This window comes from Agromyces soli (assembly GCF_022811605.1).
Taxonomy (GTDB): domain Bacteria; phylum Actinomycetota; class Actinomycetes; order Actinomycetales; family Microbacteriaceae; genus Agromyces; species Agromyces soli.
This window is the reverse complement of sequence record NZ_CP094533.1, coordinates 338276-356630: the sequence shown is the minus strand read 5'-3', so window position 1 is coordinate 356630 and position 18355 is coordinate 338276. Positions and strand designations below refer to the sequence as shown.

Here is an 18355-nt window from a genome sequence, read left to right as displayed (position 1 = left end):
TCAGGCGTCGCGCCGGATCCAGCGGAACGTGAGCCGGCTCGCGACGAGCCCGATCACGAGCCAGACGAGGAGCCACAGCGCGACCCAGCCGAGATCCCAGGTGCCGTGCTGCTCCATGACGGCGAAGTCCTCGGGCAGGAACGCGGCCCGCATGCCCTGCGCCATCCACTTCAGCGGGAACAGGCTCGCGAGGTTCTGCATCCACTCCGGCAGCGCCGAGAACTGCAGGTACACGCCCGAGATGAACTGCAGCACGAGCACGATCGGCACGACGACGGCGGTCGCCGAGCGGGCGCTGCGCGGCACCGCGGAGAGGGCGATGCCGAGCAGCGCAGAGGCGACCGTGCCGAGCACGAACACCCAGGCGAAGGTCAGCCACGCCTCGCCGCTCGTGGGCAGCTCGACGCCGAAGACGGTGGCCGCGACGAGCAGCAGCAGGCCCGCCTGCAGCACGCCGGTCGTGAAGACCTGCCCGAGCTTGCCGATGAAGTACGACACGGGGGACAGCGGGGTGCCGCCCAGTCGCTTCAGCATGCCGTCGCCCTTCTCGCCGGCGATGTCGACCGCGAGGTTCTGCACGCCGGAGAGCAGCACGCCCGCCGCGAGCATGCCGGGCAGGTAGTAGGCGCCGACGCTGACGCCCGCGGTGCCCGGCCCGGGCGCGATGTCCCCGGACGAGCTGAACGCGGCGGTGAAGATGCCGAGCATGATGAGCGGGAACAGGAAGGTGAAGAACACCGTGTCCGGGCTGCGGAAGTAGCCGCGCACCTCGTAGCCGACGCGGCTGAGGCCCGAGGCGAGCACGCCCGGCAGACGGACGGAACCGGCGCGGCCGGCGGTGGACGGGGTGGTGACGGCGCTCATGCGCGGGCCTCCTCGGGGATCGCGACGATGGGAGAGACGGTGGATGCCTCGGCGGCGCGCACGAGCTCGAGGTAGACGTCCTCGAGGCTCGGGCGGATGACCTCGAGCTCGGCGGGCTCGCCGCCGCGCCCGTCGGCGGTCGTGGGCGCGGCCTCGGCCGCGAGGGCGGCGACGAGTTCGGCGGGCCGCTCGGTGCGCTGCTCGCGGCGGACGCCCGAGGCATCCCGCCAGCGCACGATCGGGACCCTGGCGGCCGGGCCGCCGAGCTCGGCGATGGCGCCCTCGGCGACGATCCGGCCGCCCAGGATCACCGCGGCGCGGTCGCCGAGCTGCGCCGCCTCGTCGAGGTAGTGGGTGGTGAGCAGGATCGTGGTGCCCTCGGCCTTCAGCCGTTCGATGAGCCCCCAGAACTCGCGGCGGGCCTCGGGGTCGAAGCCTGTCGTCGGCTCGTCCAGGAACAGCAGCTGCGGCCGGCCGACGATGCCGAGCGCGACGTCGACGCGACGACGCTGTCCGCCGGAGAGCTTCGAGATGCGGGTGCCGGCCTTCTGCTCGAGGCCGACCGCGGCGATGACCTCGTCGACGTCGCGCGGGTTCGGGTAGTACCCGGCGAACTGGCGCAGCTGCTCGCGGACCGTGTACAGCCCGGTCTCGGCGGCGGACTGCAGCACGATGCCGAGCTCGGAGCGCCACGCGCGGCCGCCCGTCGCCGGATCGGCGCCGAGCACCGACACCTCGCCCGAGCTGCGCCGGCGGTAGCCCTCGAGGATCTCGATCGTGGTCGACTTGCCGGCGCCGTTGGGTCCGAGCAGGGCGAGCGTCTCGCCGCGGGCGATGTCGAGGTCGATGCCGTCGACGGCGGTCACCTGGCCGTACGCCTTGCGGAGGCCGCGCACCCGCACGGCGGGGCTCTGAATCTGGTCCATGCTGCGATGCTCCCGCGTCCGCGACGGTCCCGGGCACCCCCGAACTGGCGATTCCGGCATCCCCCGATCGGTGGATGCCGGCCGCTAGTCTGAGGCGGCGCGCCGCCGGGGCGCGCCCCTTCGGATCGGAGCACCGTGTCGCACGAGGACCCGTTCGCGTCTCGCCCGAGGCATCCCGCCCTGCCCGCCGCGGGCTGGGTCGTGCTCGCCATCGCGGCGCCGCTCGCGCTGCTGCTGAGCATGATCGGGGTGCTGTCGCTCGCGGCGGTCTCGGCGACGGTGAGCGCCAGGGCGGACGAGATCCGCGCCGGTGCGGACCCGGGCGCGGGGTTCAGCGGGACGGAGGGCTGGCCGGAGCCGGAAGCCGAGTCGGAGCCGGAGCCGGACGTCGAGCCCGAGGTCGAGCCGTCGCGGCAGTACCCGCCCGGCACGATCGGGCTCGACGACGCCGTCGAGTTCGGGGCCGCGCCCGTGTGGAGCGAGACCGAGCCGGGATGGTGGGACCCGATCGATGGCGTCGCGCCCGACACCTTGGCGTTCTCGGGCTGGCAGCCGGTGTGCGAGGTGTACTTGCGGTCGGGACCCGAGAGCGTGGTCGGCGACCCCGCGGGCGGTGATCGGGCGGCGAGCGAAGCGATGGCGGCGACCGCGATCGGCGAGCGGCTCGCGGCCGAACAGGGTGAGGAGATCGGAACCCGGGCTCAGTCGAGCCGCGCGCTCGCGCTGGGCTCCTGGACGAGCGAGGCGAAGCTGGAGTTCTGGCGGACGGACACGAGGTATCGGGTCGGCGACACCGAGCACACGTTGGCCGTGTTCGCCCGGGTCGACGCCGACGGTACCGGGGGGTACGCGACGGCGACGTACGACTGCCTCGTGGCGCCGAACGCCGGTCCGCCGATGACCGGCATGCTCACCCTCGACTTCGTGCTCGACTACGACTGACCGCCGGCTCGGCGCGACGTCGCTCAGCGCGGCAGCACGAGGGACACCGCGAGGGCGAGCATCACGACCGCGATGACGCCGTCGAGGATGCGCCAGGCGCGCGGGGTCGAGAGCACCCGGCCGAGCAGGCGCGCTCCGTAGGCGAGGCCGAAGAACCAGAGCACCGAGCCGAGCGCCGCCCCGAGCGCGAACCACCAGCGGCCCTCGCCGTGCCCGTTGGCGACCGAGCCGAGCAGGAACACGGTGTCGAGGTAGACGTGCGGGTTCAGCCAGGTGAGCGCGAGGCAGGTGCCGAGCGTCGCGAGGAGGGTCGTGCCGGCCGCGGTCGGGGTGGCCCGTGCCGGAGCCGGCGCCGTGAGCGTGCCGGCCGCGGGGGTCGTGGTGGTCGGGCCGGTGGCGGAGGGGGCGGCGCCGTCCGGTGTCCCGTCGGACGGCGCCGCGGCCGATGCGCCGGGGCCGAGCGTCGCGCCGCTCGGGCGGATCGCGCGCTTCGCGGCGAGCACGGCGTAGCCGGCGAGGAACGCGGCGCCCGCCCAGCGCACGACGTCGACGAGCCACGGCACCGCGGTGAGCACGGCGCCGATGCCCGACACCCCGGCGAGGATGAGCACGGCGTCCGAGGCCGCGCAGACCGCCGCGACCGCGAACACGTGCTCGCGGCGGATGCCCTGGCGCAGCACGAACACGTTCTGCGCGCCGATGGCGACGATGAGCGAGAGGCCGAGGCCGAGGCCGGCGAGGGTCGAGCTGAGATCCACGCCTCGACGCTAGGTCTCCGGATGCCTGAAGTACAGTTCAGGATTCTTCACGAGCATTAGCATGGCTACAGATGGAGATTCCCGCCGAGCTCGCCCGCACCCTCGCGACCGTCGTCGCCGAGGGCACCTTCGACGCGGCCTCCCGGGCGCTGCAGATCACGCCCTCGGCCGTCTCGCAGCGCATCAAGGCGCTCGAGCAGCACCTCGGCCGCGTGCTCCTCGTGCGGCAGAAGCCGGTGCGCGCGACCGAGGCAGGGCAGGCGGTGGTGCGCTACGCACGGCAGCTCGCGCTGCTCGAGCACGACGCGCTCGCGGGCTTCGCGCTCGGACGGACGGACGGCGAGGCCGACCGCCGCCCCATCACGGTGCCGCTCGCGGTGAACGCCGACACGCTCGGCACCTGGATCCTGCCCACCCTCGCCGGGCTCGCGGCGAGGCATCCGGTCGTCTTCGACCTGCACCGCGACGACCAGGACTTCACCGCCGAGCTGCTCGAGTCGGGCACCGTCATGGCGGCGATCACCTCGCAGGCGACGCCCGTCGCCGGCTGCGTCGCCCGGCCGCTCGGCGTCATGCGCTACCGCGCGGTCGCGACGCCCGAGTACGTGGCGCGCTGGCTGCCCGGGGGTATGACGCCCGCGGCGCTGTCGGGCGCGCCGCTCGTGGACTTCGACCGGCGCGACGACCTGCAGACCGGCTTCCTGCGCTTCGTCGGGGCCGACGCCGCCGCGCCGCCCAGGCACTACGTGCCCGCATCCAACGACTTCGCCGTCGCCGTGAAGCTCGGGCTGGGCTGGGGCATGCTCCCCGGCTTCCAGAGCGACGAGGAGCTCGCCGACGGGCGGCTCGTGCCGCTCGGCGGCCCGCCGATCGACGTGCCGCTGCACTGGCAGCAGTGGAACCTGCGCTCGCCGCTGCTCGACACGATCGCCGACGCCGTGGTGGCCGAGGCCCGCCGCGCGTTCAGTTGACGCGGGGCTGCGGCTCAGCCGAAGAGGCGCTGCAGGCGCTGCACGCCCTCGAGCAGCGGCTCGTCGCCGAGCGCGTAGCTGAAGCGCAGGAAGCCGCTCGGCCCGAACGCCTCGCCCGGCACCGCGGCGACCTCGGCCCGCTCGAGGATGAGGTCGGCGAGCTCCAGCGAGGTGGTCGGCGTGACGCCGCCCCACTCGCGGCCGAGGAGGCCGGTCACGTCGGGATAGACGTAGAACGCGCCCTCGGGCACCGGCACGCGCAGGCCCTCGATCTTCGACAGCTCGCCGACGATCGTGCGGCGGCGGCGGTCGAAGGCGCGGCGCATCTGCTCCACGGGCTCCTGCGGGCCGGTCAGCGCGGCGATCGCGGCGCGCTGCGAGATGTTCGACACGTTCGAGGTGAGGTGCGACTGCAGGTTCGCGGCGCCCTTGATGACGTCGGCGGGGCCGACCATCCAGCCGAGCCGCCAGCCGGTCATCGCGTAGGTCTTCGCGACGCCGTTCACGAGGATCGTCTGCTCGGCGAGCGCGGGCACGGCCTCGACGATCGACAGCGCGCGCGGGGCGGGCGCGCCCACCTCGGTGTCGAGCGCCGCGTACGTGAGGTTCTGGTAGATCTCGTCGGCGATCACCCAGATGCCGTGCTCGAGCGCCCACTCGCCGATCGCCCGCACCTGCTCGGGCGGGTAGACCGCGCCCGTCGGGTTCGACGGCGAGACGAAGAGCAGCACCTTGGTGCGCTCGGTGCGCGCGGCCTCGAGCTGCTCGACCGTGACGAGGTAGCCCTGCTCGCTGCCGGCGAAGACGTCGACCTGACGGCCGCCGGCGAGCTTGATCGCCTCGGGGTAGGTGGTCCAGTAGGGCGTCGGCACGAGCACCTCGTCGCCCTCGTCGAGCAGCACCTGGAATGCCTGGTAGACGGCCTGCTTGCCGCCGTTCGTGACGACGACCTGCGAGGCGGGCACCTCGAGCCCGGAGTCGCGCCGCGTCTTGTCGGCGATCGCCTCGCGGAGCTCGGGCAGCCCGGCGGCCGGGGTGTAGCGGTAGTTCTTGGGGTCGTGCGTGGCGGCGAGCGCCGCCTCGACGATGTGCTCCGGCGTCGCGAAGTCGGGCTCGCCGGCCGCGTAGGAGATGACCGGGCGCCCCTCGGCCTGGAGGGCCTTCGCCTTCGCGTCGACCTTCAGGGTCGCGGACTCGGCGATGGCGGCGATGCGGGCGGACAGGCGCGGCTTCTCGGTCACACCGCGAGTCTACCGAGCGGCGGCGCCGGCCGAACCGTCGATCCGACCGGCATCCGCCGTGGAATCAGAGGTTCTGACCGATGTCCCAGAGCCGGTCCGGCCGGCCGTCGATCGCCTCGGACACCGCGAGCGCCTGGTCGTCCGAGAGCGAGGCGACGTAGTCGACGACGCCGCGGCCCGCGCCGAGCCGGGCGAGCTCGCCGACCTCGGGCACCGGCACGCCCTCCGGCCGCGTGCGCCGGAGCAGGGCGTAGCCGTCGGTCGCGATCTCGATGAGCTCGCGCAGCCGCTGCGGCACCCGGTGCCGGTCGTACTCGTCGCTCGCCCACGCGGTGAGCCCCTTCACGGCGCGGGTCAGCACCCGGCTGAGCCCGCGCTGGTACATCGCGATGTCGGCCCGGTCGAGGATGAAGTGGCGGTGCACGAACTTCAGGATCTCCACCTCGTGCCAGGCGCCCTGGTCGAGCGTGACGAGGCCCGTGCGGGCGACGCCGGGCGGCGCGGGCACGACCGAGGTCTGCAGGTGCCCGATCCAGCCGTTCGTGAAGGAGGACAGCGCCCGCTCGGACGCGATCGAGCCGTCGAAGGGGGAGGCGAGCAGCCCGTCGACGAGATCGTCGGCGACGACGTCGACCGCGGCGGCGAAGGCGTCGTCGTCGGCGATCCAGCCGTCGGAGCGGCGGAGCTTGCGGCGGAGCGCCTCGAGGGCGGAGCCGGGCGGCGCGGTCCGGGCGGCGAGCTCCTCGTCGGCGAGTTCGCGCAGCTCGGTCGCGGCCTGCGTCCAGCCGCGGAACTCCCGCGCCACGGCGCCCTGGCTGAGCAGACCGGCCCGGTAGAAGTCGTCGACGTCGTGGATTGAGTAGGCGATGTCGTCGGCGGTGTCCATGATCGAGCACTCGAGCGACTGCGCCATGGGCGGCAGCCCGGTGCGCGCCGCGGCGAGGTCGGCGGCATCGAGGTCGTACGCCGAGAACTTGCCGGCCTCGACGGCGCCGTCGACGAGCCGGAGCCCGCGCGGCAGGCCGCCGTCGGGGAACGGCACGGGGCGGGCGAACCGCGTCCACGGGTACTTCGCGACGGCGGCCCGCACCGCGGAGGTGAGGTTCAGTCCGTGCGGGGCGACGGCGCTGACGTCGAGGGTCGCGAGGATGCGGTAGCTCTGCGCGTTGCCCTCGAAGCCGTCGGCGAGTCCGAGCGTCTCGCGGGCGAGCCGGTCGAGCACGCGCTCGCCGAGGTGGCCGAAGGGCGGGTGGCCGAGGTCGTGCGCGCTCGCGGCGGCCTGCACGACGACCGCGTCGCAGCCGTGCTCGCGGGCGAGGGAATTGGCCGGCGAGGCGGGGTCGGCGAAGCCGACGGCGATCGCGCGGGCCACGGCGGTCACCTTGATCGAGTGGGTGAGCCGGTTGTGGATGAGGGGACCGGCGCCCGGCTGCGCGATGACCTGGGTCACGGCGGACAGTCGCGAGAAGTAGGGCGAGAAGCGGATCCGCTCGAGGTCGAGGCGGAACTGGGAGTGCTCGCCGGTGACCTCGACGCTCGAGCTCGGTTCGGGCGTGCGGCGGGCGGCGCGGTCCGGGGTCATGGTCCCAATGTAGGCGTCGGTTCGCGCGAGCCGCTCGCGTCGCATAGACTGGGTGAGGTTGCTTGTTCCGGCAATGCTTCACTGCGCCCGAAATCCGTTTCGGACGCGGTCGGTTGCGGCGAGACGGGCAGCCTCCTCGGCCCCAGCAACGGGGGCCTAGGGCGGTGGCTCAATTGGTAGAGCAGCGGTCTCCAAAACCGCAGGTTGCAGGTTCGAGTCCTGTCCGCCCTGCGAGCCGGCAGTGAATGCCGGCCCACGAAAGGTGTACAGGTGGCCCGGAAGATCATCGACGAACCCAGCGAGGATGTCGTCGCCAACGCCAAGCGCGACCGCGCTGCGCGTCGGAATCCGTTCGCCCGGATCGCCCTGTTCATCCGTCAGGTCATCGCAGAACTGAAGAAGGTCGTCACCCCGACCCGCAAGGAGCTCGTCAATTTCACGATCGTCGTGCTCGTCTTCGTCATCATCATGATGGCGCTCGTCTGGGGCCTCGACCAGCTGTTCGGTCTGCTGGTGGTGTACGTCTTCGGGCAACCGGGAGTCTGATCGGGGCTTCGGGCCCACGTCGACCGAGACTCGCCGAGTGCCGGTCGGGACTCACGAAGTAAGGATCAGAAGTGTCAAGGACTGAGCGCGACGACGTCGACTGGGCCACGGCTGCCGAGCAGTCGGCCGAGGACGACGAGGCGCAGACGGGCAACGTCAACCAGCACGAGGAGGACTCCTCCGAGGCGGCCGAGCACGTCGCCGTCCACGTGGTGGACGACGAGGGCAACGAGGTCGACCTCGACGCCGTCCTCGACTCCCTCGCCGAGGCGAGCGACCCCGAGGCCGACGCGGTCGTCGACGACGCCCTCGACATCGATTCCGCCGACGAGGCCGAGGCGGCCGCGGAGGCCGTCGAAGAAGAGGCCGAGACCGAGGCCGAGGACGAGTTCGACCCGTACGAGGAGTTCCGCGCCGAGCTGCGCTTCCTGCCGGGCAAGTGGTACGTCATCCACTCCTACGCGGGCTTCGAGCGCCGCGTGAAGGCGAACATCGAGCAGCGACGCGAGTCGATGGCGATGGCCGACTACATCTACCAGGTCGAAGTGCCGATGGAAGATGTCGTCGAGATCAAGAACGGCCAGCGCAAGATGGTCACCCGCGTGCGCATCCCCGGCTACGTGCTCGTGCGCATGGAGCTCAACGAGGACTCGTGGTCGGTCATCCGCCACACGCCGGGCGTCACCGGCTTCGTGGGCAACGCCCACAACCCGACGCCGCTGCGCTTCGAGGAGGCCTTCGGCATGCTGAAGAGCCTCGTCGCCCCCGCCGACGTTCCCGCCGCGAAGGGCTCGAAGGCCGCCGCCGCGTCCGGCGCCGCCCGCCAGGTGCAGGCCGAGGTCGACTTCGAGGTCGGCGAGACCATCACCATCAAGGACGGCTCCTTCGCCGGCCTGCCCGGCACGATCAGCGAGATCAAGCCCGAGAGCGGCAAGCTCACGGTCCTCGTCTCGCTCTTCGAGCGCGAGACCCCGGTCGAGCTCAGCTTCGACCAGGTCACGAAGCTCTAGCAGCCGCCGCAGCGCACGTCCAGCCGACCCTCCGGTATACTCGGAGGGTTGTGCTGCGTTCGGCCCGCCCGAACCACACGATCCACCGCCACCCGGAACCGCCGGAGTGACGGGAGAGTGCCCCACCGGGGGCGTTCGAACAGAAAGAGAGAAATCATGGCACCGAAGAAGAAGGTCACTGGTCTGATCAAGCTTCAGATCAACGCCGGCGCCGCCAACCCCGCCCCGCCGATCGGTCCGGCGCTGGGTCAGCACGGCGTGAACATCATGGAGTTCTGCAAGGCCTACAACGCGGCCACCGAGTCGCAGCGCGGCAACGTGATCCCCGTCGAGATCACCGTCTACGAGGACCGCAGCTTCACCTTCATCCTGAAGACCCCGCCCGCCGCGGAGCTCATCAAGAAGGCCGCCGGCGTCGCCAAGGGTTCGGGCGTCCCGCACACCACCAAGGTGGGCAAGATCAGCCCCGACCAGGTCCGTGCGATCGCCGAGCAGAAGATGTCCGACCTGAACGCGAACGACCTCGACGCCGCGTCGAAGATCATCGCCGGCACCGCCCGGTCGATGGGCATCACGGTCGAGTAATCGCCTCGCGGGCTCATTCGCTGAGCCCGTCGGATGGATGCCTCGAGGCATCCGCCTTCAGAACTCTCATTCGTGGCAGCGCCCGCCAGGCGCGATGACCACATTCTCGCAAGGAGAAGCAACATGGCACAGAAGTCCAAGGCCTACCGGGCCGCGGTCGAGAAGATCGAGGCCGGCAAGTACTACACCCCGAGCGAGGCCGTCGCCCTCGCCAAGGAGACCGGCTCGGCGAAGTTCGACTCGACCGTCGAGGTCGCGCTGAAGCTCGGCGTCGACCCCCGTAAGGCCGACCAGATGGTGCGCGGCACCGTCATCCTCCCGCACGGCACCGGCAAGACCGCCCGCGTCATCGTGTTCGCGACCGGCCCCGCCGCCGAGGCTGCGATCGCCGCCGGCGCCGATGAGGTCGGCGGCGCCGAGCTCATCGAGAAGGTCGCGGCGGGCTACACCGCCTTCGACTCGGCCGTCTCGACGCCCGAGCTCATGGGCCAGGTCGGCCGTCTCGGCAAGGTGCTCGGTCCGCGCGGCCTCATGCCGAACCCGAAGACCGGCACCGTGACCCCGAACGTCGGCCAGGCCGTCTCCGACATCAAGGGCGGCAAGATCGAGTTCCGCGTCGACAAGCACGCCAACGTGCACTTCGTCGTCGGCAAGGCCTCCTTCTCGGCCGAGCAGCTCGAGGAGAACGCCAAGGCTGCGCTCGAAGAGGTCCTGCGCCTCAAGCCGTCGAGCTCGAAGGGCCGCTACATCCAGAAGGGCGCCGTGTCGACCACGTTCGGCCCCGGCATCCCGCTGGACGTCAACGCCATCTGAGTCCGCTCAGACCACAGAACGGCCCGCCGGTGATCCGGCGGGCCGTTCTGCGTGTTCTGGGGTGCGCCTCAGCGCAGGATCTGGAAGCGCCGGCCGCCCTCGCCCGGCGCTGCCGCCCGCTCGCCCGGCTCGGCGAGTGGCCGCTCGGCGACCTCGAGGCCGGTCACCCGGGACCCGGGCGGACCGGCCTCGAGCCGGCGCAGCATGGTCTCGACCGCCGCGTCCTCGCCCTCGATCTCGGCCTCGACCCGCCCGTCGGGGAGGTTCCGCACCCAGCCCGCGATGCCGAGCCGCTCGGCGTGCTTGCGGGCGAGGTAGCGGTAGCCGACCCCCTGCACGTGGCCGGAGACGAGGACGTGGCGGCGGATCACCCCGCCACGCTACCGCCTGACGGGCGTCGCCCCGGTGCGGGTGCGGATCGCCTCGGCGACCGCGATGGCATCGCCCTCGGGCGCGCTCGACTTGCGGTCGGGGCGTGCGATGAACAGATAGGCGAGCCCGGTCACGAGCACGATGCCGAGGCCGATCAGCACGACCCAGTCGGCGAACACGTCGCCGGACTCCCCGGGTCGCGCGATGAGCACGATCGCGAAGACGCCGTAGGCGAGCGCGAGGATGTTCACCACGACGCCGGCGCCGCGGAGCGAGAACGGTCCGGCCGGGCGCCAGCCCTTCGCCCGCTGCCGGAGCGAGGCGAGCACCACCATCTGGAACGCGAGGTAGATGCCGAGCACCGCGAAGGAGGTGATCGGCACGAGCAGGTTGCCGTTGAAGAAGATCAGCACGCTGATGATCGCGGGCACCGTGCAGGCGACGATGAGGGCGTTCGTCGGCACCTTGTTGCGCGGCGAGACCTTGGCGAGCCAGGTGTGTCCCGGGATCATCCCGTCGCGGGCGAAGGAGAACAGCAGCCGGCTCGCCGCCGCCTGGAGGCTCAGCACGCAGGAGATGAACGCGGTGATCGCGACGACGAGGAAGATCTTCGCACCGACCGGGCCGAGGGTGTCGGCCAGGATGCCGGGGATCGGGTCCGCGTCCTCGCCGGAGACGATCGCTTCGAGGTTCGGGGCGGCGAGCACGTAGCCGCCGAAGGAGAACAGCGCGGAGACGCCGCCGACGAGGATCGTCATCATCATCGCCCGTGGGATGCGCTTGGCGGGGTTCGAGACCTCCTCGGCGACGTCGCCGCAGGCCTCGAAGCCGTAGAAGAGGAAGAGCCCGGCGAGCGCGGCGCCGAGGAAGGCCACCGCGTAGCTGCCGTCGCCCTCGACGCCCATCGTGTTGAAGAAGATGCCGAAGTCGTGCTTGCGCTGGAAGATCAGCAGGTAGAGGCCGAGGCCGATGACGCCGATGAGTTCGGCGGCGAGGCCGATCTGGGCGACCCGGGCGAGCGTCTTCGTGCCCGAGAAGTTGAACACGAAGGCGAGCAGCAGCAGGCCGAGCGTGATCGCGAGGTTCACTCCGGGGGTGAGCTCGAGGTCGAAGAGGCTTGCGACGAAGCCGGAGCCGAACTCGGCGACCGCGGTGATCGTGACGATCATCGCCCAGATGTAGACCCAGGCCGCCATCCACGCGTAGCGCCGGCCCCAGAGCCGACGCGCCCAGGGGTAGATGCCGCCGTGGATCGGGTACTGCGAGACGATCTCGCCGAACACGAGGGAGACGAGCAGCTGCCCGCAGCCGACGATCACGATCCACCAGATCGACGGCGGGCCGCCGATCGTGAGCGCGACGGCGAACAGCGAGTACACGCCCACGAGCGGCGAGAGGTAGGTGAAGCCGAGGGCGAAGTTCGCCCACAGGCTCATCGAGCGGTTGAACGAGTCGTCGTAGCCGAGCACCTGGAGGTGCTCGGCGTCGTCGAGGTGGGTGACCTCGGGTTCTGCAGGCATGGGGGTCCCTTCGATCGTCGTTGATCTCGCGTCACGAGGGCCGGTCGCGTGGGCCGGTCGCGCGGGTCGAGCGCCAGCATAGCCAGAGCTGCGGTCCTAAAGCTATAGAACCGGATGATTCGAGGGGACCCCGGGCGATCAGGACTGCGGCACGGCCGCGACGACGTCGATCTCGACGAGGATGTTCGCGAGGCGCGAGCCGACCGTGGTGCGCACCGGATAGGGCTCCTGGAAGAACTCGGCGTAGGCCTCGTTGTACTCCGCGAAGTCAGCGAGGTCCTCGAGGTGCGCGGTCACCTTGACGACGTCGTCGAAGCCCAGCCCGTACTCGGCGAGCACGGCGCCGATGTTGCGGAGCACCTGGCGGGTCTGCTCCTGCACGCCGCCCTCGACGACGAGGCCCGTCGCCGGGTCCTGCGGGCCGAAGCCGGCGGTGTAGAGGAAACCGTTCGCGACGACGCCGTGGCTGTAGGGCCCGGCGGGCTTCGGCGCGTTCGAGAGGGTGACGGCGGTCTTCGGCATTGCGTGCTCCTGATTCGGTGGGTGGGTGGGTGGATGGATCGGGTCTCAGCCGAGCTCGGCGGCGATCGCCGCCGCCGTGGCGCGGAGGGCGGGGAGGTGCTGCTTCAGCGCGTCGAGGTCGGCGACCATGCGGATGGCGGTGACCGACACGGCGCCGACGACGCCCATGCTCGAGCTCACCGGCACGGCCAGGCAGTTCACGAAGGGCTCGAACTCGCGGTCGTCGGCGGCGTAGCCGGCGGCGGCCACCCGGTCGAGCTCGACGTCGAAGCGGGCCCGGCTCGTGATCGTGCGCTCGGTGAACGGCGCCCAGTCGACGTCCGCGAGCACCGCGTCCCGCTCGGTCTCGGGCAGCTCGGCGAGGATGGCCTTGCCCACCCCCGAGCAGTAGGGGATCACGGCCTTGCCGATCCGGGAGTACATGCGCACGCCCGAGGCATCCTCCACCTTGTCGACGTAGACGATCGAGCCGTCGATGAGCGCCGCGAGGTGCACCGTGTTGCCCGTGCGGCGGTGCAGCCGGCGCACATGCTCGCTGCCGGCCTCGCGCAGGTCGAGGGACTCGAGGGCCTCCCGGGAGAGCGCGGCGAGCCGCGGGCCGAGCGCGTAGCGGCCGGAGCTGCGCCGGCGCACCCAGCCGACCTGCTCGAGCGACTGCAGCTCGCGGAACATGGTCGAACGGTGCAGCCCGAAGGCCTCGGCGAGCTCGGCGACGGTGCGCGGCGACTCGGCGACGGCGTCGATGATGCGGGCGGCCCGCTCCACGCTCTGCGACATCAGCGCCTCCCCTCGTTCGCGGCGGCGGGCGAGCCGGCGCGGCGCAGCCCCCGGCCGGGCGTCGCGCCGGTGAGCCGGCCTCCGGCGAGCACGGGGATGCCCGCCACGAGCACGTCGTCGATCCCCTCGGCGAGCCCGAGCGGTGCGGCGTACGTGGCGGTGTCGCGAACGGAAGCGGGGTCGAGCAGCACGAGATCGGCGATCGCGCCGGCCTCGATGCGGCCGCGCCGGCCGAGGCCGAAGCGCTCCACTGCCCGCGTCGAGGCGAAGGCGGCGAGGCCGGCCCAGTCGAGCACGCCGTGTTCGAGCACGAGCTCGCGCGGGTAGCGGGCGAAGCTGCCGCGCGCCCGCGGATGCGGATGCCGGCCGACGAAGATCCCGTCGGAGCCGCCCATGGCCCGGGGGTGGGCGAGGATGGCGGCGAGCTCCGCCGCGGTCCGCTCCCGCTGCACGGCCATCACGACGTTGACCTCGAGGCGGCTGGCGACGAGGGCGTCGAGGGCGAACTCGGCCGGGCTCCGGCCGACGCGGGCGGCCGCCTCGGCGAGCGTCAACCCGTGCGCCCAGTCGAGCTCGGGCGCCGCGAGGTGGCCGAACACGAGCATCTCCGGCCACGCCGGACCGAGGCTCGGGTAGTCGGCGATGCCGGGGAACCAGTCGCGCACGAGCTCCGCGCGCACCAGCTCGTCGGCGAGCAGCCCCACGAGCTCCTCGGTGGGGCGCACCCCGAGTTCCGGGGGCAGCAGCGGCATGGCGAGCAGGGAGCAGCCCCGCCCGTACGGGTAGGCGTCGAAGCCCGCGTCGAGGCCGGCCTCGACGAGCTCGGCCATGAGCCCGTGCACGATCGCCGGCTCGGCGTGGAAGTGGGAGACGTGCACGGGGGCGCCGGCCCGGCGGCCGATCCGGGCGAGCTCCGCGATGCCGGCCGCGGAGTTCGCCTCGTAGCCGCCGCGGAGGTGCGAGACGTAGACGCCGCCGCGCTCGCCGAGGGCCGCGGCGAGCCCGGCGAGCTCGTCGACGTCGGCGAAGATGCCGGGCACGTAGTCGAGGCCGCTCGACAGGCCGAGGGCGCCCTCGTCGAGCCCGGCGGCGACGAGGGCGCGCATCGCGGCGAGCTCCTCGGTCGTCGCCGGAGACGCGGAGCGGCCCAGCACCTCGTGGCGAACGGTGCCGGCGGGCACGAGCACGCCGACGTTGAGCGGGGTGCTGCCGTCGTAGCCTGCGAGCAGCTCGCCGACCCCGCCGCCGGCTGAGCTCGGGTGCCGGCCGTTGACGGCGGCGAAGTACTCGTCGGCGTACCGCCCGTCGCCCGGCGCGAAGCCGACGCCGTCCTGCCCGCCGATGACGCTCGTGACACCCTGCCGCAGCAGCGCGAGCTGCACCTCGGGGTCGAAGACGCGGGCGTCGGCGTGCGAGTGCGCGTCGACGAAGCCGGGCAGCACGAGCCGCCCCTCGCCCGCGATGGACCGCTCGGCGGATCGCACGGGGGACGGGCCGCGGTCGCTGCTGGGCTGGACCGCGGCGATGCGCTCGCCGTCGAGGACGAGGTCGACTGGCTCGGCGGCGGGGTCGAGTCGGACCTCGCGGACGACGGTTCGGGGATCGCTCATGCTCGTCGTCCGCTCAGAAGAAGGTCCGGACGAGGTCGACCACCCGCGTGCTGCCCGCATGTTCGACGACGGGCAGCCACCGGCGCTTGTCGAACGCCGTGCACGGGTGGGAGAGCCCGAGCGCGACGACCTCGCCGACGCCGAGGGGCAGCGCCTCGCCGCGGAGGAAGGCGTGCTGGTCGTTCACCGCGGTGACCTCGGTGCCGGGGATCGGGCGGGCGACCGCGTCGCCGAGCTCGGCGGAGACCGAGAGCGGCCGGGGCAGCCCCTCGTCGAAGGGGAAGTCGCGCCGCCCGCCGTCGAGCAGGGCGAGCCCCGGCTCCGGGCGGGAGACGACGCGCGCGTAGCCGCGCATCGCGGGCACGAGCTCCGCGTCGAGCGGCGAGATGCCGTGGTAGAAGCCCTCGTCGTGCACGAGCGAGGCGCCCGAGCGGAGGATCCAGCGCCCCGGCCGGCCCGACGCCGTCGTCGCGGCGATCGCGGGGGCGAAGACCTCGGCGACGAGGTCGGGGTAGGCGCTGCCGCCGGCCGTGACGATGAGCGGAGCCGCCTCGTCGACGAGCTCGGCGAGGCCGCCGCGCAGTTCGAGCATCGCCTCGAGGTAGCCGCGCACGGCGGCGAGGCCGGCGGTGCTGCGGTCGTGGGCCAGTGCGCCCTCGTAGCCGGCGACCCCGGCCAGGCGCAGCACGGGCGAGGCGACGACGCGGCGGGCGAGCGCGAGGGCGTCGGCGAGCGAGCGGGCGCCCGTGCGGCCGCCGGCGCCGCCGAGCTCGACGAGCACCTCGATCGGACGGGGGAGCGAGGGCAGCGGGGCCAGGCCGCGTTCCATCGCCTCGACGGTCTCGATCGAGTCGACCCAGCAGTGGAAGCGGAAGCCGGAGTCGGCGAGTTCGCCCGCGAGCCAGGCGAGCGCCGCCGGGGCGACGAGCGCGTTCGCGAGCATGAGCCGGTCGGCGCCGAAGGCGCGCGCGGTGCGCAGCTGGCCGGGGGTCGCGAGGGTGAGCCCGCTCGCGCCGCGGTCGAGCTGCAGCGCCCAGAGCTGCGGGGCCATCGTGGTCTTGCCGTGCGGCATGAGCTCGAGGCCGGCCCCGCTCGCCCAGCGCTGCACGGTCGTCGCGTTGTGGTCGAGGGCCGCCCGGTCGAGCACCGTGAGGGGCGTCCAGAACTCGTCGAGCGTCGGCGCCGTGGCCAGGAAGGCGCGGGCGGTGAGCCCGGCCGCGCGAGCCGGCAGGCCCGTGTCGGCGGGCGTCAGCGGCTCGTCGTGCAGTCGGTCGAGCGCGAGCGTCATGCGTCTCCTCGCCGGCGGCGTGATCGGTCGTTCGGAACGTGTGCAGATACTGCAACCGGCTTGCGCGTCATCTGCACACGAGTCAGCATAGGGCCGTGCCGCCCATCCCTGAAGTCCTGACCGTCGGCGAGACGATGGCGCTCGTCGTGCCCGCCCGCGCCGAGCCGCTCGAGTCCGCCGTCGACTTCCGCGTCGAGCCGGGCGGCGCGGAGTCGAACGTCGCCGCGCATCTCGCCGCGCTCGGACGCCGGGCGGCCTGGGCGGGCGCGGTCGGCGACGACCCGCTCGGCCGCCGGCTGCTCGCCCAGCTCGACGCGCTCGGAGTGGACACGGCCTGGGCGCGGTGCGACGCCGCGGCGCCCACCGGCGTCTACTTCAAGGACCCCGGCGACGGGGTGCACTACTACCGGGCCGGCTCCGCGGCATCCAGGCTCGGCGCGGACGCCGTGGGCGGCCTGCCCGTGGCCGGCGCGCGGCTTCTCCACCTGAGCGGCATCACCCCCGCGCTCTCGGTGCGCTGCGACGAGCTCGTCGACGCGCTGTTCGACGCCGCCGCCGCGGCCGGCGTGCCCGTGAGCTTCGATGTGAACCACCGGCCGGCGCTGTGGCCGTCGCGGGCCGCCGCCGCCGAGCGACTGCTCGAGCTCGCCCGCCGCGCCCGCTTCGTCTTCGTCGGCCGCGACGAGGCCGAGGCGCTCTGGGCCACGGGCACCGCCGAGTCGGTCCGCGAACTGCTGCCGGAGCCCGCGCAGCTGATCGTGAAGGACGGCGCGGTCGGCGCGACGGAGTTCTCCGACGGCGCGCCCGCCGCCCACGTGCCGGCGACGCCGACGACGGCCGTCGAGGTGGTGGGCGCGGGCGACGCGTTCGCCGCGGGGTGGATCGCCGCCTGGCTCGACGACGCGGATGCCGAGGCGCGGCTCTCCGCCGGTCATGCGCGCGCCGTGCTGACCATCGCGGGCACGAGCGACGTGCCCCGTGAGGAGAGGAACGAAGAATGACCCGGATCGACAACGCCGAGATCGCCGAGCTGCTCGGGGGCGCGCCCGTGATGGCGATCTTCCGCGGGCTCGGCCCGCGGCGCAGCCTGGAACTCGCGGAGCGCGCCTGGGAGCTCGGCATCGACGCGGTCGAACTGCCGATCCAGTCCGCCGAGGACGTCGAGGCGCTGCGCCTCGTCGCCGAGGCCGCGCGCGGCACCGCTCGCGTCGTCGGCGCCGGCACGGTGGTGAGCGCCGAGCAGGTGGAGCTCGCCGCCCGCGCGGGCGCCGCGTTCACCGTGAGCCCCGGCTTCGACGAAGCCGTGGTGCGCGCCTCCGCGGCGGCCGGGCTGCCGCCCCTGCCGGGCGTCGCGACGGCCACCGAGGTGCAGCGGGCGGCGGCGCTCGGGCTCAGCTGGCTCAAGGCGTTCCCCGCCGCCTCGCTCGGGCCGGGCTGGTTCCGGGCGATGCGCGGCCCGTTCCCCGAGGTGCGCTTCGTCGCGACGGGCGGGCTCGACGCCGGGAACGCCGGCGACTTCCTCGCCGCCGGGGTGCGCTCGGTGGCCGTCGGCTCGGCACTCGAGGACGAGTCGCAGCTCGCGCGTCTCGCCGAGCTGCTGCGGCGGGGCTGACAGCGCCGGTCCGGGCTGGCAGGATGCCGCCATGGGAACCGTCACCGACTACCTCGACGAGCGCAGCGGGCCCGAGCGGGCCGCGCTCGAGCGGGTCATCCGCATCGCGCACGAGATCGCACCGGACGCGAGCGAGGGCGAGAGCTACGGCATGCCCGCCCTGCTGCACCGGGGCAAGGGCCTCGTCTCGGCGATGCAGGCGAAGCACCACCTCGGCTTCTACCCGTTCAGCGGCACCGTGCTCGAGGGCTTCGCGGACGAGCTCGCGGGCTTCGCCTGGTCGAAGGGCACCGTGCAGTTCAGCGCGGAGCACCAGCTGCCCGACGAGCTGCTGCGTCGCATCCTGAGCGCCCGCATCGCCGAGATCGACGCGCGCCTCGACCGGCGCTGAGCCGGGGCCGGGACGCGGAGACGGC

At 73.1% G+C, this 18355-nt stretch carries 20 protein-coding genes and 1 tRNA gene; 10 read left to right on the top strand and 11 right to left on the bottom strand.

Translation table 11 applies throughout. The annotated features are described in order from the left end of the window. Window positions 1–864 carry an ABC transporter permease gene (locus MTP13_RS01750; protein WP_243569351.1) on the bottom strand — a complete coding sequence of 288 codons (864 nt, stop codon included), beginning with the start codon at window positions 862–864 and terminating at the stop codon, window positions 1–3. After that, complete coding sequence (locus MTP13_RS01745; RefSeq protein WP_243569350.1) at window positions 861–1790, bottom strand: ABC transporter ATP-binding protein; 930 nt, start codon at window positions 1788–1790, stop codon at window positions 861–863. Before MTP13_RS01745 ends, MTP13_RS01750 begins: the two co-directional genes overlap by 4 nt. Before the next feature lie 135 nt (window positions 1791–1925). Here MTP13_RS01745 and MTP13_RS01740 point away from each other — a divergent pair, with 135 nt between their 5' ends. Next, a complete protein-coding gene (locus MTP13_RS01740) occupies window positions 1926–2732 on the top strand; it encodes a hypothetical protein (RefSeq protein ID WP_243569349.1) in 807 nt (268 codons plus the stop codon). A gap of 23 nt (window positions 2733–2755) precedes the next feature. Here MTP13_RS01740 and MTP13_RS01735 read toward each other — a convergent pair whose 3' ends face one another. Further along, the gene (locus MTP13_RS01735) at window positions 2756–3490 is read right to left on the bottom strand and encodes a LysE/ArgO family amino acid transporter (RefSeq protein WP_243569348.1); all 735 of its coding nucleotides are present in this window, start codon (window positions 3488–3490) and stop codon (window positions 2756–2758) included. 71 nt (window positions 3491–3561) lie between these two features. On the opposite strand from MTP13_RS01735, the gene MTP13_RS01730 reads away from it, so the two are divergent. After that, on the top strand, window positions 3562–4461 hold the full coding sequence (locus MTP13_RS01730) for a LysR family transcriptional regulator ArgP (RefSeq protein ID WP_243569347.1): 900 nt from the start codon (window positions 3562–3564) through the stop codon (window positions 4459–4461). Window positions 4462–4475: 14 nt separating this feature from the next. Here MTP13_RS01730 and MTP13_RS01725 read toward each other — a convergent pair whose 3' ends face one another. Together MTP13_RS01725 and dgt are read right to left on the bottom strand one after the other, a co-directional pair. Then, window positions 4476–5702, bottom strand: coding sequence for a pyridoxal phosphate-dependent aminotransferase (locus tag MTP13_RS01725; RefSeq protein WP_243569346.1), 1227 nt, complete (start codon window positions 5700–5702; stop codon window positions 4476–4478). Between the two features lie 64 nt (window positions 5703–5766). Further along, on the bottom strand, window positions 5767–7284 hold the full coding sequence (gene dgt, locus MTP13_RS01720) for a dGTP triphosphohydrolase (RefSeq protein WP_243569345.1): 1518 nt from the start codon (window positions 7282–7284) through the stop codon (window positions 5767–5769). 158 nt (window positions 7285–7442) lie between these two features. On the opposite strand from dgt, the gene MTP13_RS01715 reads away from it, so the two are divergent. The 5 genes from MTP13_RS01715 to rplA all read left to right on the top strand — a co-directional run bounded on the left by MTP13_RS01715 (window position 7443) and on the right by rplA (window position 10238). Next, window positions 7443–7515: transfer RNA gene (locus MTP13_RS01715), tRNA-Trp, on the top strand. 39 nt (window positions 7516–7554) lie between these two features. Continuing rightward, window positions 7555–7830 carry a preprotein translocase subunit SecE gene (secE, locus tag MTP13_RS01710; RefSeq protein WP_230768106.1) on the top strand — a complete coding sequence of 92 codons (276 nt, stop codon included), beginning with the start codon at window positions 7555–7557 and terminating at the stop codon, window positions 7828–7830. Window positions 7831–7901: 71 nt separating this feature from the next. After that, a complete protein-coding gene (gene nusG, locus MTP13_RS01705; protein WP_189085628.1) occupies window positions 7902–8840 on the top strand; it encodes a transcription termination/antitermination protein NusG in 939 nt (312 codons plus the stop codon). Between the two features lie 156 nt (window positions 8841–8996). Continuing rightward, a complete protein-coding gene (gene rplK / locus MTP13_RS01700; protein WP_189085629.1) occupies window positions 8997–9425 on the top strand; it encodes a 50S ribosomal protein L11 in 429 nt (142 codons plus the stop codon). A gap of 123 nt (window positions 9426–9548) precedes the next feature. Continuing rightward, a complete protein-coding gene (rplA, locus tag MTP13_RS01695; protein ID WP_243569344.1) occupies window positions 9549–10238 on the top strand; it encodes a 50S ribosomal protein L1 in 690 nt (229 codons plus the stop codon). Window positions 10239–10306: 68 nt separating this feature from the next. Here rplA and MTP13_RS01690 read toward each other — a convergent pair whose 3' ends face one another. The 6 genes from MTP13_RS01690 to MTP13_RS01665 form a co-directional block, all read right to left on the bottom strand. Then, entirely contained in the window at window positions 10307–10609 is a 303-nt protein-coding gene (locus tag MTP13_RS01690) for an acylphosphatase (RefSeq protein ID WP_243569343.1), read from the bottom strand. A gap of 9 nt (window positions 10610–10618) precedes the next feature. Next, complete coding sequence (locus MTP13_RS01685; protein WP_243569342.1) at window positions 10619–12130, bottom strand: APC family permease; 1512 nt, start codon at window positions 12128–12130, stop codon at window positions 10619–10621. A gap of 138 nt (window positions 12131–12268) precedes the next feature. Beyond that, window positions 12269–12652 (bottom strand): RidA family protein, encoded by a 384-nt coding sequence (locus tag MTP13_RS01680; protein ID WP_243569341.1) that lies wholly within the window; start codon window positions 12650–12652, stop codon window positions 12269–12271. A gap of 45 nt (window positions 12653–12697) precedes the next feature. Next, window positions 12698–13429: an IclR family transcriptional regulator gene (locus tag MTP13_RS01675; protein ID WP_243569340.1), complete on the bottom strand. Its 732-nt coding sequence runs from the start codon at window positions 13427–13429 to the stop codon at window positions 12698–12700. Next, window positions 13429–15039, bottom strand: a complete 1611-nt coding sequence (locus MTP13_RS01670) for an N-acyl-D-amino-acid deacylase family protein (protein WP_243569339.1) — start codon at window positions 15037–15039, stop codon at window positions 13429–13431. Before MTP13_RS01670 ends, MTP13_RS01675 begins: the two co-directional genes overlap by 1 nt. A gap of 13 nt (window positions 15040–15052) precedes the next feature. Next, window positions 15053–16327 carry an alanine racemase gene (locus tag MTP13_RS01665; RefSeq protein ID WP_243569338.1) on the bottom strand — a complete coding sequence of 425 codons (1275 nt, stop codon included), beginning with the start codon at window positions 16325–16327 and terminating at the stop codon, window positions 15053–15055. Between the two features lie 95 nt (window positions 16328–16422). On the opposite strand from MTP13_RS01665, the gene MTP13_RS01660 reads away from it, so the two are divergent. The 3 genes from MTP13_RS01660 to MTP13_RS01650 are packed head-to-tail and all read left to right on the top strand — an operon-like array spanning window position 16423 to window position 18330. Next, window positions 16423–17328 (top strand): sugar kinase, encoded by a 906-nt coding sequence (locus MTP13_RS01660; protein WP_243569337.1) that lies wholly within the window; start codon window positions 16423–16425, stop codon window positions 17326–17328. Then, the gene (locus MTP13_RS01655; RefSeq protein ID WP_243569336.1) at window positions 17325–17939 is read left to right on the top strand and encodes a bifunctional 4-hydroxy-2-oxoglutarate aldolase/2-dehydro-3-deoxy-phosphogluconate aldolase; all 615 of its coding nucleotides are present in this window, start codon (window positions 17325–17327) and stop codon (window positions 17937–17939) included. Before MTP13_RS01660 ends, MTP13_RS01655 begins: the two co-directional genes overlap by 4 nt. Window positions 17940–17970: 31 nt before the next feature. Beyond that, on the top strand, window positions 17971–18330 hold the full coding sequence (locus MTP13_RS01650) for an iron chaperone (RefSeq protein WP_243569335.1): 360 nt from the start codon (window positions 17971–17973) through the stop codon (window positions 18328–18330). Window positions 18331–18355 lie beyond the last annotated feature (25 nt).

Coding starts and splice junctions, on each gene's coding strand:
- MTP13_RS01750 (WP_243569351.1), bottom strand. CDS start 864: ATGAGCGCCGTCACCACCCCGTCCACCGCCGGCCGCGCCGGTTCCGTC.
- MTP13_RS01745 (WP_243569350.1), bottom strand. CDS start 1,790: ATGGACCAGATTCAGAGCCCCGCCGTGCGGGTGCGCGGCCTCCGCAAG.
- MTP13_RS01730 (WP_243569347.1), top strand. CDS start 3,562: ATGGAGATTCCCGCCGAGCTCGCCCGCACCCTCGCGACCGTCGTCGCC.
- dgt (WP_243569345.1), bottom strand. CDS start 7,284: ATGACCCCGGACCGCGCCGCCCGCCGCACGCCCGAACCGAGCTCGAGC.
- rplK (WP_189085629.1), top strand. CDS start 8,997: ATGGCACCGAAGAAGAAGGTCACTGGTCTGATCAAGCTTCAGATCAAC.
- rplA (WP_243569344.1), top strand. CDS start 9,549: ATGGCACAGAAGTCCAAGGCCTACCGGGCCGCGGTCGAGAAGATCGAG.
- MTP13_RS01685 (WP_243569342.1), bottom strand. CDS start 12,130: ATGCCTGCAGAACCCGAGGTCACCCACCTCGACGACGCCGAGCACCTC.
- MTP13_RS01680 (WP_243569341.1), bottom strand. CDS start 12,652: ATGCCGAAGACCGCCGTCACCCTCTCGAACGCGCCGAAGCCCGCCGGG.
- MTP13_RS01675 (WP_243569340.1), bottom strand. CDS start 13,429: ATGTCGCAGAGCGTGGAGCGGGCCGCCCGCATCATCGACGCCGTCGCC.
- MTP13_RS01670 (WP_243569339.1), bottom strand. CDS start 15,039: ATGAGCGATCCCCGAACCGTCGTCCGCGAGGTCCGACTCGACCCCGCC.
- MTP13_RS01665 (WP_243569338.1), bottom strand. CDS start 16,327: ATGACGCTCGCGCTCGACCGACTGCACGACGAGCCGCTGACGCCCGCC.
- MTP13_RS01655 (WP_243569336.1), top strand. CDS start 17,325: ATGACCCGGATCGACAACGCCGAGATCGCCGAGCTGCTCGGGGGCGCG.
- MTP13_RS01650 (WP_243569335.1), top strand. CDS start 17,971: ATGGGAACCGTCACCGACTACCTCGACGAGCGCAGCGGGCCCGAGCGG.